The 15,003-nt window shown below is 68.8% G+C and carries 12 protein-coding genes; 7 read left to right on the top strand and 5 right to left on the bottom strand.

Translation table 11 applies throughout. The annotated features are described in order from the left end of the window. Window positions 1–53 precede the first annotated feature (53 nt). The 4 genes from AB0M22_RS13180 to AB0M22_RS13165 all read left to right on the top strand — a co-directional run bounded on the left by AB0M22_RS13180 (window position 54) and on the right by AB0M22_RS13165 (window position 3,972). Window positions 54–1,298, top strand: a complete 1,245-nt coding sequence (locus AB0M22_RS13180) for an AI-2E family transporter (protein WP_364724922.1) — start codon at window positions 54–56, stop codon at window positions 1,296–1,298. Window positions 1,299–1,318: 20 nt separating this feature from the next. After that, window positions 1,319–2,491: a DUF5931 domain-containing protein gene (locus AB0M22_RS13175; protein ID WP_364724919.1), complete on the top strand. Its 1,173-nt coding sequence runs from the start codon at window positions 1,319–1,321 to the stop codon at window positions 2,489–2,491. A 63-nt stretch (window positions 2,492–2,554) separates the two neighbouring features. Further along, window positions 2,555–3,190, top strand: a complete 636-nt coding sequence (locus AB0M22_RS13170; RefSeq protein WP_364726895.1) for a response regulator transcription factor — start codon at window positions 2,555–2,557, stop codon at window positions 3,188–3,190. A gap of 125 nt (window positions 3,191–3,315) precedes the next feature. Beyond that, a complete protein-coding gene (locus AB0M22_RS13165) occupies window positions 3,316–3,972 on the top strand; it encodes a DUF1707 domain-containing protein (protein ID WP_364726892.1) in 657 nt (218 codons plus the stop codon). A gap of 9 nt (window positions 3,973–3,981) precedes the next feature. On the opposite strand, the gene AB0M22_RS13160 is transcribed toward AB0M22_RS13165, so the two are convergent. Further along, the gene (locus tag AB0M22_RS13160; RefSeq protein ID WP_364724916.1) at window positions 3,982–5,172 is read right to left on the bottom strand and encodes a helix-turn-helix domain-containing protein; all 1,191 of its coding nucleotides are present in this window, start codon (window positions 5,170–5,172) and stop codon (window positions 3,982–3,984) included. Window positions 5,173–5,455: 283 nt separating this feature from the next. On the opposite strand from AB0M22_RS13160, the gene AB0M22_RS13155 reads away from it, so the two are divergent. Both AB0M22_RS13155 and AB0M22_RS13150 read left to right on the top strand, forming a co-directional pair. Next, the gene (locus AB0M22_RS13155; RefSeq protein ID WP_364724913.1) at window positions 5,456–5,914 is read left to right on the top strand and encodes a hypothetical protein; all 459 of its coding nucleotides are present in this window, start codon (window positions 5,456–5,458) and stop codon (window positions 5,912–5,914) included. Between the two features lie 132 nt (window positions 5,915–6,046). Beyond that, window positions 6,047–8,077 carry a DUF2339 domain-containing protein gene (locus AB0M22_RS13150; RefSeq protein ID WP_364724910.1) on the top strand — a complete coding sequence of 677 codons (2,031 nt, stop codon included), beginning with the start codon at window positions 6,047–6,049 and terminating at the stop codon, window positions 8,075–8,077. A gap of 13 nt (window positions 8,078–8,090) precedes the next feature. On the opposite strand, the gene AB0M22_RS13145 is transcribed toward AB0M22_RS13150, so the two are convergent. The 4 genes from AB0M22_RS13145 to AB0M22_RS13130 are packed head-to-tail and all read right to left on the bottom strand — an operon-like array spanning window position 8,091 to window position 14,054. Next, entirely contained in the window at window positions 8,091–11,114 is a 3,024-nt protein-coding gene (locus AB0M22_RS13145; protein ID WP_364724907.1) for an MMPL family transporter, read from the bottom strand. Next, window positions 11,115–11,843, bottom strand: a complete 729-nt coding sequence (locus AB0M22_RS13140) for an NYN domain-containing protein (RefSeq protein ID WP_364724905.1) — start codon at window positions 11,841–11,843, stop codon at window positions 11,115–11,117. After that, the gene (gene trmB / locus AB0M22_RS13135) at window positions 11,840–12,652 is read right to left on the bottom strand and encodes a tRNA (guanosine(46)-N7)-methyltransferase TrmB (protein WP_364724902.1); all 813 of its coding nucleotides are present in this window, start codon (window positions 12,650–12,652) and stop codon (window positions 11,840–11,842) included. Before trmB ends, AB0M22_RS13140 begins: the two co-directional genes overlap by 4 nt. 58 nt (window positions 12,653–12,710) lie before the next feature. After that, window positions 12,711–14,054, bottom strand: coding sequence for a lipase family protein (locus AB0M22_RS13130; RefSeq protein WP_364724900.1), 1,344 nt, complete (start codon window positions 14,052–14,054; stop codon window positions 12,711–12,713). 153 nt (window positions 14,055–14,207) lie between these two features. Here AB0M22_RS13130 and AB0M22_RS13125 point away from each other — a divergent pair, with 153 nt between their 5' ends. Further along, window positions 14,208–14,990, top strand: a complete 783-nt coding sequence (locus tag AB0M22_RS13125; protein ID WP_364724898.1) for an SDR family oxidoreductase — start codon at window positions 14,208–14,210, stop codon at window positions 14,988–14,990. Window positions 14,991–15,003 lie beyond the last annotated feature (13 nt).

Genomic DNA, 15,003 nt, shown 5'->3' with positions numbered 1-15,003 from the left:
CGGCGCAGGCCGAGGACGGACAATGTAGCCGGACGCTCGTTATGCTCGGCCAGGTGACGGACCCCAAGCCAAGCCCGAAGCGGAAAGCCTCCCTGACTCGGCCTGCCGCTGACTCGGTACATCCGATCGTGCGGGTGTCGGCCGAGTGGGGTTGGCGCCTGCTGATCCTGTTCGCGGTGACGATCGCGCTGGCCGCGATCGTGCAGAAGCTGGCCACGGTGGTGATTCCGCTGGCCATCGCGCTGCTCGCGGCCGCGCTGCTGGCGCCGCTGGTCGACTGGCTACAACGACTAGGCGTGCCCCGATCGGTCGGCGTGTTCGTCGCGTTGGTCGGGTCGCTCGGGCTGGTCGCTGGCGTGATGACGTTCGTCGTCGAGCAGTTCATCGCCGGCGTGCCGCAGCTGTCCGACGAATTCACCAACAGCATTCACAAGATCCAGGATTGGCTGATCACCGGCCCGCCGCATCTGAGCAACGATCAGATCCGCAATGTCGGCGACCAGATCATCAAGACCATCCAGTCCAATCAGGACCGGCTGACCAGCGGGGCACTGACCACCGCGACGGTCATCGCCGAGCTGCTCACCGGCACCTTCCTGACCTTGTTCATCCTCATCTTCTTCCTCTACGGCGGCGATCAGATCTGGCGCTTCGTCACCCGGATCATCCCGACCGAGCAGCGCGAGAAGGTGCGCACCGCCGGGCAACTCGGGTTCGGCACGCTGGTCGGGTTCGTTCGCGCCACCGTGGCGGTCGCGGCGGTGGACGCCATCGGCATCGGCACCGGGCTCGGCATTCTCGGTGTGCCGCTGGCGCTTCCGCTGGCCTCGCTGGTGTTCATCGGCGCGTTCATCCCGATCATCGGCGCGTTCGTCGCCGGGTTCGTCGCGGTGTTCATCGCGCTGGTGACCAAGGGCCTGATCACCTCGCTGATCGTGCTCGGCATCATCATCGCGGTGATGCAGCTGGAAGGGCATGTGCTGCAACCGCTGCTGCTCGGGCGCGCGGTGAGCATCCATCCGCTGGCGGTGGTGCTGGCGATCACCGCGGGCGTGGTGCTCGGCGGGATCGCCGGCGGTCTGCTCGCGGTGCCGTTCGTCGCGGTGATGAACACCGCCATTCGCTCGTTGCTCGCGGACAGTCCGGAAGAGATATTCGAGGAACTACAGACCGGGGAGGTCGAACCGGACGATCCGGAACCGGGCCGGTTCGATGTGGCGGCGACCCTGGCCAAGAACGACACCCGCGAAACCCGGATCGCCGAGCCGGAATCCGATGACGGCGCGCCGAAGGGCTGAGTCGCGGGGGAGGGGGCCCGATGGCGCGAGGGGCTGAGCCGCGCTCGTCCGATGTGGCGACCACGCCGCTGTGGCGGGCCGCGCAGGCGTTGCGGTTGGTGACGCTGCTGTACGCGGTGCTGCAACAGTTCGCGTCCGCGCCCTACTACCAGAATCAGCGGTTGAGCTGGGTGCTCATCGCGTTGATGGCGGTCTGGTCCGGTGCGTCGGCGATCATGTTGTCGCAGTGGCGATTTCCCGATGTGCGGCGGGTGCGCGTCTGGGTGGTGTTCGGTGATCACGTCGTGGTGATCGCGCTGATGGCGGCGACCCGGCTGGTCGCCGACTACGACTGGTATCACGGGCATCAGACGTTGCCGACGACGCTCTGGGCCGCCAACGCGGTGATCGGGGCGGGGGTGTTGCGCGGGCCGGTTGCCGGGGTGCTGTCCGGGGTGTTGATCGCGTCGGTCGCGTTGACCGTGCGCGACCAGTGGGGGCAGGACGTGTGGACCGATGCCACTGTGCCGGTGCTGGTTTCGGTCGGTCTGGCCCTTGGGCTGGCGGCGAATACCGCGCGCCGGGCACAGGACCAACTCGAGCGCGCGGTGCGGCTGACCGCGGCCACCGAAGAGCGGGAACGGCTTTCGCGCGAGGTGCACGACGGCGTCCTGCAAGTACTCAGCTACATCAAGCGGCGCGGCACCGAGATCGGCGGGCCCACCGAGGAATTGGCGCAGCGGGCCGGGGAACAGGAAGTGGCGCTGCGGGTGCTGATCACCGAGACCGCAGATCGCGGGGATTCCGGTGGGGCCGAGGTGGATCTGCGTCCGCTGCTCACCGTGCACGCGACACCGTCGGTATTCGTGTCCACGCCGGGTAATCCGATATTGATCGGCCGGTGGGCGGGTACGGAGATCGCCGCGGCCGTGGCGACGGCGTTGTCCAACGTCGCGCTGCACGCCGGACCCGAGGCGAAAGCCTATGTGCTGCTGGAGGACACCGGCGAGGAACTGGTGATCAGCGTCCGTGACGACGGGGTCGGCATCCCGCCCGGTCGGCTGGCGGAGGCGGAAGCCGAAGGGCGGCTCGGGGTTTCCCGATCGATCATCGGCCGGATCGAGGCACTCGGCGGCACCGCCGCGGTGCTGGCCGAGGCCGACGGCGGTGTCGGCTTCGGCACCGAGTGGGAATTCCGGGTGCCGCGAATATGACACCGATCGAGGACAAGGAGCTGCGTCGTGACCGATAGTGCTGCGACCGAGGGCGTTTCGGTGATGGTGGTGGACGACCACCCGATGTGGCGCGACGGCGTCTCGCGCGACCTGACCGAGGCGGGCTTCTACGTCGCCGCCACCGCGGACGGGGTCGGTGCCGCGACCAGGCGGGCGGCGGCGGTCCGGCCGGCGGTGGTGCTGATGGATATGCAACTGCCGGACGGGAACGGCGCGCAGGCGACCGCGGAGGTGCTGCGCGTCTCGCCGGAGAGCCGGGTGCTCGTGCTCTCGGCATCCGCGGAACGCGACGATGTGCTGGACGCGATCAAGGCGGGCGCCTCGGGCTACCTCGTGAAGAGCGCGTCGGTCGCGGAGCTGATCGAGGCGGTGCACGCCACCGCGGCCGGGCAACCGGTCTTCACTCCCGGCCTGGCCGGCCTGGTCCTCGGCGAATACCGGCGGATGGCCACGACCCCGGCCGAACCCGACGAGCCACACCGCCCGGCGCTGACCGATCGGGAGACCGAGGTGCTGCGGATGGTCGCAAAAGGTCTGTCCGCCAAACAGATCGCGTCGCGCCTCGGCCTGAGCCACCGGACGGTGGAAAACCACGTCCAGGCGACGCTGCGCAAACTCCAGCTGGCCAACCGGGTCGAACTCACCCGCTACGCGATCGAGCAGGGCCTCGACGAGTGATCACCACCGGAAAGTCGTACGCCGGTATCCGGGATTGCCCTGATACACATCGGCGCTCGGGTCGGTAATCTCGAACCATGGGCGGACCCGAATCGGAATCCAATGGCGTCGGCTCCGGGGACGCGATCGGCGACCGGGATCTACGCGTGTCCGACGTCGAGCGCGAGCACGTCGGCCAGCTGCTCCAGCGCGCCGTCGGACTCGGCATGCTCTCCCTCGGCGAGTTCACCGAGCGGATGGACACGGCGCTGGCCGCGAAGACGCGCGGCGAGCTGAACGCGGTGCTGATCGATCTGCCCGGTGTTCGTCTGGTGGGTCAGCCCGCCGCGCCGCCGTCGACCTTCGTGAACACCGCGCCCTCGTTCGTGAAGCAGCACCGTCCGGCGCCGTCCCCGCTCGGCGCGCAGACCGCGCCCGGCGGCGTGATCCGCTCCCGCCTGTCCGGGGTGAACCGGCGCGGGCCATGGCATGTCGCGCCGTCGTTGCAGCTCAACAGCCTGCTCTCCGGGGTGACCCTGGATTTCACCGAGGCGATCATGTCGACCCAGGTGGTCGAGCTGACCGTCGACGACTACTGCAGTTCGCTCACCCTGATCGTTCCCGCCGAGGCGACCGTCGATCTCAACGATGTCGAGCTGATCGGCTCCAGCGTCAACAACAAGGTCCGCACCGGGCCACCGTTCGGCCCGCTGCACCTGGTGGTGCGCGGCCGCGTCCGGTTCGGCTCCATCACCGCCAAGCACACCTTCATGGCGCACTGGCGCCGGATGATGGGCCACTGACCGTTCGGGTCAGGTGTTGACGCCGATCCGGCGGGCGAAGGCGCGCAACGGGACTCGGCGGTCGTGGTCGAGCAGCTCGGAGACGATGTGGCGGGGCAGCGACTGGTATTTGAGCCAGTCCTGGCCGCCTACTCGTTCGGCGGTGAGCAGGGTGTCGAGCGCGCGCTGGTGCTGGCCGGTGCGGGTCAAGGCCACAGCGGTGTCGGTGAGGTGGCGGGCGCGTGAGGATTGCGGAAGGCCGCCGTTGACCGGCATGGCCTTCGCCGCCGCCAACGCCTCGGGGTACCGCTCGGAGGACACGTTGACGTCGACCGTCTGCATGACCACTTGGGAAGGGCCGAAATAGGTTTCGTAGTCGCGCCGATCGCTGCCGATCCGCAACGCGACCTCGCCCGCGGCTTCGACCAGCGACAATGCCTCCGGCACGTTCTGCGCCCGGCCCGCCGCGGTCGCGCCGAGCAGCATCAGCGAGCCGTACGAGGACAGATGCGCCTGCGTGACCTCACCGGACGGTTCCAGGCTCGCCGCCGCCCGCAGCGCCACGCGCCGGGATTCGTCATAGCGACCCTGCACGAGCAGCTGCCAGGCGACCGAGCCGCGAATGGTGCCGAGCAGCAGCGGGTCGTTGCCGTCCTCCGCCGCGGCCAGCGCCTGCCGGATGGCCAGGAACGCCGGATCGGTCTGGCCGAGGTGCACCAGCGTGCAACCGGTCACCCAATACATCCGCGCCAGCAGTTCGTTCGCCACCGCGACCGAGCCGTTGCGCGCGGCATGCACCGTGGACCGCAGCTGGGTGAGCCCCGACGGCAGGATCGCGGTGAGCAGCTCGTAGCGGCCGACCCAGTACGCGCCCCACGCGTAATCGACCGCGCGGCGGCCGTCTTCGAGGCTGATCGCCGCCTCTTCGTTCGTCTCGCCGAGCAGATCGTCGACCGGGGTCAGCGCGCGGCGGATGGCGACGATGCCCGAATCCGGGTCGGTGGACGGCACGCCGGCGCGTTTACCGATGAGGTCGGCGATGTCCACATCCAGTGCGCGAGCCAATTTCTGCAAGCTGGCGATCGAGGCGGTCTGCCGGCCGCCCTGCTCGAGCTTGCGCACCAGGTCGACGCTGACTCCGGCCTGATCCGCGAGCTGACGCTGGGTGAGCGCCTTGCCGCGGAACATTCGGATCCGAACGCCGATCGACGAATCGTCCATGTACCCAATTCCTTTTGTTACATCTGGGTTTCAGGGTACGACGCTAAGTCATTGCACTCGGCCAAAGTGGGACATTACGTACGACTCGTTTACTGCTGGATGGAATACCGTTGCCTTTCTGCAACTTTCATAGCAAAGGGCGGCGGCAAATGAACACCATGCCGAACATCTACCGCGGCGTCACCGCACGTCACCTGCAGCGCGTACACGAACAGCACGGCCCGCTCCGCCGAACGAGAACCTCCGCGATCCGATCCGCTGTTCTCGCCGAAGGGTAAAAACCATGTTCGAGCGCTGTCACTCTCCCCTCGATATCGCCCATCTGCTCCGCGACCTGTACGGCCTGCCGGTCCAACTGCTGGCCGGCCGCCCGATGGTCACCACCGGCTCCATCCTCGGCGCCATCGTCATGCCGCCGGACCTGGGCCGCAAAGTCCTGGCCACGCTGGACCGCACGCACACCGCCCCGGTGATCGCCGACCCCGGTGAACGCAACTGGACCTTCCTCGTCACCCCGCCGACCCCGGCGCACCCGGTCGAGGTCCCCGTTCGCCGCTGCCTCGCCGCCCATCAGGTCACCATCGTCCCCGGCGGCCACCACATCCTCTTACCCACCACCGATTCCGCCCTCGGCTGGCACTGGGCCGGCGAACCGGCCCCCGGCGTCCTGGCCATGCCCCCGCGCCAGGCCGTGATCACCGCTGTCCACAAAGTCACCACCCTCCAAACCACCACCCCCTGACCACCCGCCGAGACCGACCCCCACCCGCCGCACCGGGGTGGGGGTCGGTCGGCGGGAAGTCGGGTAGATATTTGGGATCTACCGGGGGTAACTACTCATGCTGTGCGCGGGTGGGGCGGACAGCATTGGGTTATGACCACATCTATCGATCCGGCGTTGATTTCGCGCCTCTCGGGGGAGTTCTCTGCGCTCGGAGCGCAGATGGGGATGCTGGGGCGGGATCTGGAGTTGTTGCGGAATCAGGTGGCGGGGGGTTCGGCTGGGGCGCAGGCAGTTTCGGTTGAGCAGCCGACTGCTCCGGTGGCGGGTCCGCCGGTGCAGGGGCCGTGGACCGGGCCGCAGGCTCCGGTCGACCAGGCGCCGCCGCCTCCGGCATATGTGCCCCGGTTCGCTCCCGCGCCGCCGATGTCCGGCTGGGGTGCGCCGCCGCAGGGTGGCGTAGTGCCGCCGAACGTCGCGGCGCAGGCCGGGCAGCTGCCGCCGCGTGGACCGATGCCGCCGATGCCGCAGCCGGGGCTGCGGCCGCCGGTGCCGCCGCGGCGGAAGCCGCCGGTTGCGCATACGCCGTGGTGGCAGCGGGACGGGGTGATCAGCCGGCTGCTCGCGGTGGCCGGGGTGGCGGTCACCCTGATCGGTGTGGTGATGCTGCTGGTGCTGGCCGCGCAGGCGGGATTCTTCGGGCCGGTGCCGAGGGTGGTTGCGGGCGCGGTGTTCTCGGCGGCGCTGGTCGCGGCCGGGATGCGGGTGTTCGGCCGGGTCGGCGGCCGGGTCGGCGGGATCGCGTTGGCGGCCACCGGTATTGCGGGCGGGTATCTGGATGTGGTTGCGGTGACCTCGATCTACCACTGGTTGCATCCGGTGATCGGGTTCGCGGTGGCGTTCGGGGTCGCGGCCATCGGTGTCGCGTTGGCGATGCGGTGGCAGTCGCAACCGTTGGCCGTGCTGGTGGTGCTCGGTGCGGCGGTGTTGTCGCCGGTGCTGACCACGGAGCTGGCGTTGCTGGCTTTCCTGATCGTGTTGCAGTTGGCTTGTGTGCCAGTGCAATTGATGCGGGACTGGCCGTACCTGCACGTGGTGCGGACGTTGCCGGCGGTGCTGGCGACGTTCCTGCTGGTCGCGGGTGCGGCTGTCGGCGGTGGGTCGCAGCGGCCGCTGCTGTTGGTCGCCGCCGTGGCGGTCGCGGTGGTGGGTCTGGTCGGGACCGTGCTGGTGGTTCGCCGCCGGCCCGCCGATCTCACCGCATCGCTGATGTTCGCGTTGGCGACGGTGCCGCTGCTGGCCGCACCGGGGATGTACAAGGCCGATCGGCTCGTCGCGTCCACCATCGCCGGCCTCTTCGCGCTCGTGCTGCTCGCCGTGGCCGCGACCGCGTTGATTCCGAAATTGGCTGCGCTCGTCAAGCTTCCGGCACACACCGCAGTTGTTGCCGCCGTGGCCGGTTCGATCGCGCTGCTCGAAGTCTGTGTCGCGGTGACCGATTCGCGGAGCCTGCCGGTCGCGTGGTTCCTGGTGGCCCTGGGTTATCTCGGCGTGGCCGGGCAACGACGCTCCGGCGTCGCGGCCGGTATCGGCGCGGCCTTCGCGACACTCGGCGCGTTCGCCTTCCTGAACGTCGCCGGGCCGGATGTCCTTGCTTCCCAACGGCGTTCGGTGGACAACCTGGGCGTCTCGACAGTCCTCGGCGCGGTCCTGGCACTCGCCGTCGTCGCCGTGGCGGTGTGGGGCGCACGCAGGCTGCCGAGCTTGCAGAGCACCGCCGAATTGCAGTGGATCGTCGCCAGCATCGCCGGACTGTATTCCGTGACCGCCGCGACCGTCTCGATCGGCATCGCGACCGGTGCGCCCGACGGCTTCGTCATCGGCCACAGCGCCGCGACCATCCTGTGGATGGCCGGCGCCACCGCCGCCCTGTTCTACGGACTGCGCAACATCGGCAAGGCCTCCGCGGTAGCCAAACTCGCCCTCGGCTCCGGATTGCTGGTCACCGCAGCGGCTTTGGCCAAACTCTTCCTCTTCGACCTCGCCACCCTCGACGGCCTGGTCCGGGTAGCCGCCTTCCTGGCCGTCGGCGTCCTACTCCTCGTCGTCGGCACCAGGTACGCCCGGGCGTTCGCCGAGGCAGGCGCGAACTCCCGGGAATCCAGCGAGACGCCTACTCCGTGACCCGCCGCTCGAACTACTCGCGGTCGCGGCGGCGGAGCAGTTCGTTGACGCTGACGGTGCGGCCGTCGCCGCTGGAGTGGCGGCCCTCGTCCGGCTTGCCGGGACGACGGGACGAGCGGAGTCCGGCCATCCAGTCTTCGATGCTGTTGCGGTTCGGGTCGCCGGGGTCGGTGTCGGTCGGTTCGGCGGGGGCCGGTTCCGGCGCGGCGGCGTGGTGCGTGGGACGTTCCGCGGGAGGCGGAACGTCCTGTCGCGGCGCGATGAATTCGGTGTAGGCCGGCGGATCCAGCGGAGCCAGCGTCGGGGTCGGCTGGGTCGGCTCGAACTTGGCCTCCGGTCGGCGGGTGCCGTCGACCGGAGCCGGTCGGGGGGCCGGAGCCGCCGGCGGTTCGAAGGCGGGCGGCGCGGGCGGCTCGAACGAGCTGGCCGCGGGCGACTCGAACGCCGAGAACGACGACCCCGGTTCGGGCCGCGCGGTGCCGATGTCGAACGGCAGCGACGGCGGGGTAGGCCGCGGGCCGGTCGGATCATGCGGGGTCGCCGGGAAGGCCACGGACGGTTGCGGCTTCGGCATCCCGGTGCCCGCGGGCCCGGCCGGTCGCGGCAGGTTCGGATCCGAAACGAAACCCGAGGGCGGCGTCGGCCGCTGCCGGGTCGGATCGAGCGGCGCAGGCGCCTGCGTCCCGGGCGGCTTGGGTGCGGCGGGCGGCACCTTGTTGAGATGCTGGGTGGGCGCCTCGGCCTCGATCTCCTCCACGGTGCGCGGCCGCCGCGGCTTGCGCGGCCGATTGCCGTTGTCGATGGCGGGGATCTGCATGGTGACCGGGTCGGTGATCGGCGTGGTCTTGACCAGGTCGACCACCTCGCCGCCGCCGGGCCGTTCGTCGTCCAGGATGGGCTCGCCGAGCCCGATCTTCTGCTGGATCTTCTTCATCCAGGCGGGCGCCCACCAGCAGTCGTCGCCGAGCAGCTTCATCGTCGCGGGCACCAGCAGCATGCGCAGAATGGTGGCGTCGATGAACAGCGCGGCGATCATGCCGTACGCCAGGTACTGCATCATCACCAGATCCGAGAACGCGAACGCGCCGGTGACCACGAGCAGGATGAGCGCGGCCGCGGTGATGATCCGGCCGGTCTGCGCGGTGCCGATGCGGACCGCCTCGGTGGTCGAGGCGCCCTGGGTGCGCGCCTCCACCATGCGGGACAGCAGGAAGACCTCGTAGTCGGTGGACAGGCCGTAGATCACCGCGATGATCAGCACCAGCACCGGCGACATGATCGGCTGCGGGGTGAAGTTCAGCAGCCCGGCGCCGTGCCCGTCGACGAAGATCCAGGTCAAAATGCCGAGCGTGGAACCCAATCCGAGCGCGCTCATCAGCGCGGCCTTGATCGGCAGCACCAGCGAGCCGAAGGTCAGGAACATCAGCAGCGTGGTGACCAGCAGGACCAGCCCGATCATCAACGGCATCCGGTGCAGCAGCGCGTCGATGCTGTCCTTCTGGATCACCGGCTGCCCGCCGACGTACATGGTCACGCCGTCGGGCACGTCGATCGAGCGCAGATATTCGATGGTCGGATCGGCGTCCTCGGAGTCGGCGAGGGTCGCGCTGGTGCGATAGACCTGGTTGTCGGTATTGGACCGGGACGGCACGTCGAAGGTGCCGTTGAGGCCGGGCGCCTGCTTGGCCTCGGCCCACGCCTTGCCGACGTCGGTGCTGTTGTCCGAGACGAACACCAGCTGGATCGGATCGGATTTACGCAGCGGGAAGATCGAGTCGAACTTCGCCTGCGCGAGCCGGGTCGAGTTGTCCGGCGGCAGGTAGCGCTCGTTGATGCCGCCGAACGCCAGGTTCTTGACCGGAATGATCAACAGTAGCAACAGGATGCAGATCGGGATGGCGATCTTGAGCGGATGCTGCATCACCCAGCGGGTGGACTTGCCCCAGAAACCGTTCTCCACCTCGTCCGCGGTCTTGGTCTTGCGGAACCGCTTGAACCCGAACATGTCCACCCGCGGGCCGAGCACGCCGAGCATCGCGGGCAGGATGGTGATCGAGGTGAGCGCCGCCAGCGAGACCGTGGCGATGGAGCCGTAGGCGATCGATTTCAGGAAGCCCTGCGGGAACAGCAGCATGCCGCCGAGGCTGGCGATGATCATGGTCGCGGAGAACACGACGGTGCGGCCCGCGGTCATCACCGATCGGCGCACCGCGGCGGGGGTGCTGTACCCCTCGGCGAGTTCCTCGCGGAATCTGCTCACGATGAACAGGCCGTAGTCGATCGCCAGACCGAGGCCGATCATCGAGACCACCGGCGCGACGAACGAATTCACCTCGGTGAATCTGGTGATGAACAACACGATGCCCTGGGCGCCGATCACCGTGAGGCCACCGACGATCAGCGGCAGCCCGGCCGCGACCAGGCCGCCGAAGATGAAGAACAGCAACACCGCGACGGCGGGGATGGCCAGGATCTCCATCCGGTGCTGGTCCTCGGCCATGGTGTCGTTCAGCGTGCCCGCCACCGCTTGCAGGCCGGCGACCTGCACGTCCACTCCCGGAATGGTGAAGACGTCCTTCACTTTCCGGAAGTTGTTCAGCATCTCGGTGTCGTTGTTGCCTTTGATGGCAATCGAGGCGAACGTGTACTTCTTGTCCTTGGAGCCGAACGTCTGCGGCACGGCCTGGCCGGTGTCGGTCTTCCAGTAGGCGCCGTTGACCTGGGAGATCTCCGGGTAATCGCGCGGCAGCCGATTCAGGCTGCCGACGACCTTGTCCCGGAAATCCGGATCATCGATCGTCTTATCCTTGGGCGCCGTGTACAGCACGATGACGTCGCTGTTGTGGTCGCGCCCGAAGGCGCCGTCCGCGATCCGCGCACCCTGTGAGGACTCCGACGTCGGATCGTCCCACCCGCTGGAACTGAGGTGGTCGCCCAAACCGAGGCCGTACCCGCCCAGCGCTAAGAGCGCGGCCGCGACGATGCCGATGACGCCGAAGCGCAGCTTGTAGACCAGATCGCCCCAGCGTGTGAACACTTAAGCGACTCCTTGCGCTGGGCGAGAGGTGAGCAGCGCCGTCAGCGGCCGGAACGGCTGCAACCAGGCGCCCTCGTCGGGCAGCGAGTCGAGGCTGACCCTGGGCAGCGGTTCACGGAACACGCCCGGGATGTCCTCGAGATCGATGAACTCGAGGGTATCGGATGTGACGGCCCAACTGGCATGCTCGCGGAAGCCTAGTACCTGACAGGGGATTCCGCTCGCGGCGAGTTCTTCCAGCGGCTCCCGGAACGCCTGGCCGTCGGCCGAGGCGACCATGATCCCGGCCAGTCCCGCACCGCGACTGCGCAGTTCGATGTGCGCGAGCATGTCCGCGTCGACATCGGAGTCCTCGTCGATCTTCGGCTTCGCGAACACCGCGTAGCCGACGTTGCGCAGCGCCTCGACCCACGGGCGCACCACATCGGCGGTGCCGGGCGCGATGTTGGTGAACACGGTCGCTTCCGGTTCGACCCGGTGCGCGCTGCCGACCGACAGTTCGGCCGTGCGGGCCAGCAGCCAGCGGCCGAGCGCGTCGAACCGGGGGCGGTAGGCCGCCGTCGGCCGACCGCCGAGAATGGCCCCGAGGCCCATGTCGAGGTTCGGGGCGTCCCACACCAGCAGGACCCGGCGCACGTCCGGCGTAGCGCCACCCAGACCTTCGGCTCCGGTGCCCTGCACCTCCCCGGCAACATCGACCACCTCGTGGGCCATCTCACTGACACTCATAATTCGATCTTCCCCCATATGAGCTCAGTAATGGCGCTACCGGCACGATGTGCCTTACCTTCGAATTTCGTGACGGGCCTTTCGAAACCGATCGGGGCGCTGTCCCGATGGTCCGCACTGACCCCGCCTGTGGCCTCATTCAGGCCTTTGAGCAGCGGTTCTTCCGCGCCTACCGCGGCAATGTGTTCCGCGTAGTCCGCGTGGTCCGTCGCGACATGCAACACACCGCCCGGTTTTAGTCGATTGGCGATCAACGCAAAAGTCGCGGGCTGCAACAGGCGTCGTTTGTGATGGCGCGCCTTCGGCCATGGATCGGGAAAGAAGACGCGGACGCCAGTCAGCGATTCGGCAGCAACCATATTTTCCAGCACGTCGACGGCGTCGCCGCGGAGCAGCCGGATGTTGTCGATCTGCTCACGTTCGATGCGCTGCACCAGCTGGGCGAGGCCCGGCCGGTACACCTCGATGCCGATCAGGTTCAGGTGCGGTTCGGCCTGTGCCATCGCGGCGGTGGCCGTGCCGGTGCCACAGCCGATTTCGACGACCAGGGGAGCTTCCCGGCCGAACCAGGCGGCGGCGTCCAGCGGTTCGTCGGCGACCTCGCGGCCGATCGCCGGCCACATGCGGGCCCACGATTGCTGCTGGGTCGCGGTCAGCGCCCCCCGGCGCGACCGGAAGCTGGTTACGCGTGGGTACAGGCGAGAGCCGGTTTTGTTCCGGGGCTCACGCTCGGTCCGGGCCGAACCTGTGGACGGCGGGCCCGGAACTGACTCGGCAGTATTGTTCGCGGCGTCGTTCACGGCGTCCATTGTCCAGCATCGGCGCAGTGGTGCGGCAATCGACTGTTGCTTGCCGTCCAACGGGAGGTCAGGCGGCGCGCGCGCGGTCGATCCTGGCCACCGGCGCGCTCTCCTGCCGGAGCGGGCGGCCGAGCGCGACCTTGGCCGCGGTCACCATCATCTCGTAGAGGCCGCGGGCGCCGGTCAGCGACGCGGCGACCGACCACACGGTGCGGTCGCCCGCGTCGCTCACCGGTTGCCCGGCCAGCCGGTCGGCCAGCCACTCCAGGCTGATCGGGGTGGCCAGCGGCAGCAGCGAGAAATGTTCGCTCAGCCGGTCGCGGACGTAGGTCACGTGCGCGCCGCCGCGGCGGTAGCGCTCGACCTGCCCGTCGATGCCGTCCATGTGGATCACCTGGTCGTGGATCGGCTGCACCACCAGCAATGGGCAGGTCGGCGTCGAATTGCCGAGGCGCAGATCGTCGAACATGGCCTGGAACTCCGGCGTCGCGATCACCTCGTCGAGCGGGCGGCTCAGGTAGTCGTCCATCCGCTTGCCCGCCAGGCCGAAGATGGCGCCGAACGGCGTCGCGGTCTCCGCTCGGGCGACGAAACGGCGGCCGTCCATGGTGAGTTCGTTCTGCAGCATCGCGCCGAGCACCGGGTAGAGCCGGCGCAGCGCCGCGATCACGATGGCGGGCAGGCCCGCGTAGCTGGTGCCGTTCAATCGGGCGAAGACCTGGCCCGGATCGCCCACCGGGGCGCCGAGCACCGCGCCGACGAGGTCGAGTTCCGGCGCGTAGGTGGGCGCCATCTCGACCATCCAGGCGCTGGCCATGCCGCCGCCGGAGTAACCCCACACCGCGACCTGGGTGTGCGGGCCGAGGCCGAGCGGGGTGAACCGCTGCGCCGCCCGCACGCCGTCGAGCGCGCGATAGCCGGGTTCGCGTGGCGCACCGAAGTTTCCGCGCGGGCCCTCGTGGTCGGCGATGCTGACCGCCCAGCCGCGGCGCAGCGCGTTCGCGACGAGCAGCCACTCGAACTGGGTGACCGAACCGAGCGCCCTGGCGCCGTAGCGCAAAGCATAAGAAGGAGAACATTTCTCGGTGACCGCGTCCATCGCGGTCTGAAAGGCCAACAGCGGCCGGTCTTCTCGGGGGTCGGCATCCAGCGGCAGCAGCACCGTGGTGATCGCCGCCTCCGGCGTCCCGTGCATGTCGCAGCTTCGGTAGAGCAGCTGCCAGGCCGAGACCTGCTGGGGCACAACGCCGAACAACGCGAGCTCGATCTTGCGGCTGCGCAGGATGGTGCCGGGCGGCTTGGCCGCGAACCCCTTGGGCGGCCGGTGGAACGGGTCGTTGCTCGGCAGCAGCGGTTTCCCGTCCGCTAGGACGGGCTCCGTATCGGCAGTGCCGATGACATCAGCTGTCATCGCGACCTCCTCATCGATGAGGTCGGTTGCCGCCGTTCGAAAAGCGAAGTTGCGCACCAACTATGGCGCCGACCACTTGAATGCAGGGTAAATGACCGGTAGCGGGTCTGGGAAGCCCGCTCGTTCCCCCTCCGCCGCACTAGACTGCGCGGTATGGGCAGACCGTCAGTGTTCATCACCGGTGCCGCGGCCGGAATCGGCCAGGCGACGGCCCTGCTTTTCGCTGCGCAGGGCTATCACGTCGGCGCCTTCGACATCGATGAAGTCGGGCTGACCAGGCTCGCGGCCGAGATCACCGGCTCGGGTGGCAGCGTGCACACCGCTGTCCTCGATGTGACGAACGCCACCCAGTGGGCCGAGCGGCTCGCCGAATTCCAGGCCGAGGCCGGGCGGCTGGACATCTTGATCAACAACGCGGGCATCCTGCGCGCCGGTCCGTTCGAGGCCATCACGCTGCCCGCTCATCAGGCGATCATCGACGTCAACCTGGGCGGCGTGCTCACCGGCACGCACGCCGCGTTCGGCTATCTGCGCGACACCCCCGGCGCCCAGGTGGTGAACCTGTGTTCGGCGTCGGCGATCTACGGCCAGCCCGAACTCGCCAGCTACGGCGCGAGCAAGGCCGCGGTCAAAAGCCTCACGGAGGCACTGGATCTCGAATGGGAACAGCACGACATCCGGGTGATCGCCATCTGGCCGCTGTTCGTCGACACCGCGATGGTCGACGGGGTGCAGACCGGGACGACCAAGTCGCTCGGCGTACGGCTCACCGCCGAGGACGTCGCCGCGGGCATCTGGGACGCGACGCGCAAGCGCGGCCGGCTGCCGCGGGTGCACTACGAGATCGGCGCCCAGGCAAAGGTCCTGGCGGCCGCCGCCAAGTACGCGCCGAACTGGGCCGTGCGCACCGTCAACAAATACTTCAGCGGTACCTGACCGGTCGCCACCT

The organism is Nocardia sp. NPDC051756, assembly GCF_040681495.1.
GTDB lineage: Bacteria > Actinomycetota > Actinomycetes > Mycobacteriales > Mycobacteriaceae > Nocardia.
This window is presented reverse-complemented; position numbering and strand designations above follow the sequence as displayed.

Excerpts from the sequence above, each read along its gene's own strand:
- AB0M22_RS13140 (WP_364724905.1), bottom strand. The coding sequence starts at position 11,843 with ATGAGTGTCAGTGAGATGGCCCACGAGGTGGTCGATGTTGCCGGGGAG.
- AB0M22_RS13155 (WP_364724913.1), top strand. The coding sequence starts at position 5,456 with ATGTTCGAGCGCTGTCACTCTCCCCTCGATATCGCCCATCTGCTCCGC.
- AB0M22_RS13125 (WP_364724898.1), top strand. The coding sequence starts at position 14,208 with ATGGGCAGACCGTCAGTGTTCATCACCGGTGCCGCGGCCGGAATCGGC.
- AB0M22_RS13130 (WP_364724900.1), bottom strand. The coding sequence starts at position 14,054 with ATGACAGCTGATGTCATCGGCACTGCCGATACGGAGCCCGTCCTAGCG.
- AB0M22_RS13175 (WP_364724919.1), top strand. The coding sequence starts at position 1,319 with ATGGCGCGAGGGGCTGAGCCGCGCTCGTCCGATGTGGCGACCACGCCG.
- AB0M22_RS13170 (WP_364726895.1), top strand. The coding sequence starts at position 2,555 with ATGGTGGTGGACGACCACCCGATGTGGCGCGACGGCGTCTCGCGCGAC.
- trmB (WP_364724902.1), bottom strand. The coding sequence starts at position 12,652 with ATGGACGCCGTGAACGACGCCGCGAACAATACTGCCGAGTCAGTTCCG.
- AB0M22_RS13160 (WP_364724916.1), bottom strand. The coding sequence starts at position 5,172 with ATGGACGATTCGTCGATCGGCGTTCGGATCCGAATGTTCCGCGGCAAG.
- AB0M22_RS13150 (WP_364724910.1), top strand. The coding sequence starts at position 6,047 with ATGACCACATCTATCGATCCGGCGTTGATTTCGCGCCTCTCGGGGGAG.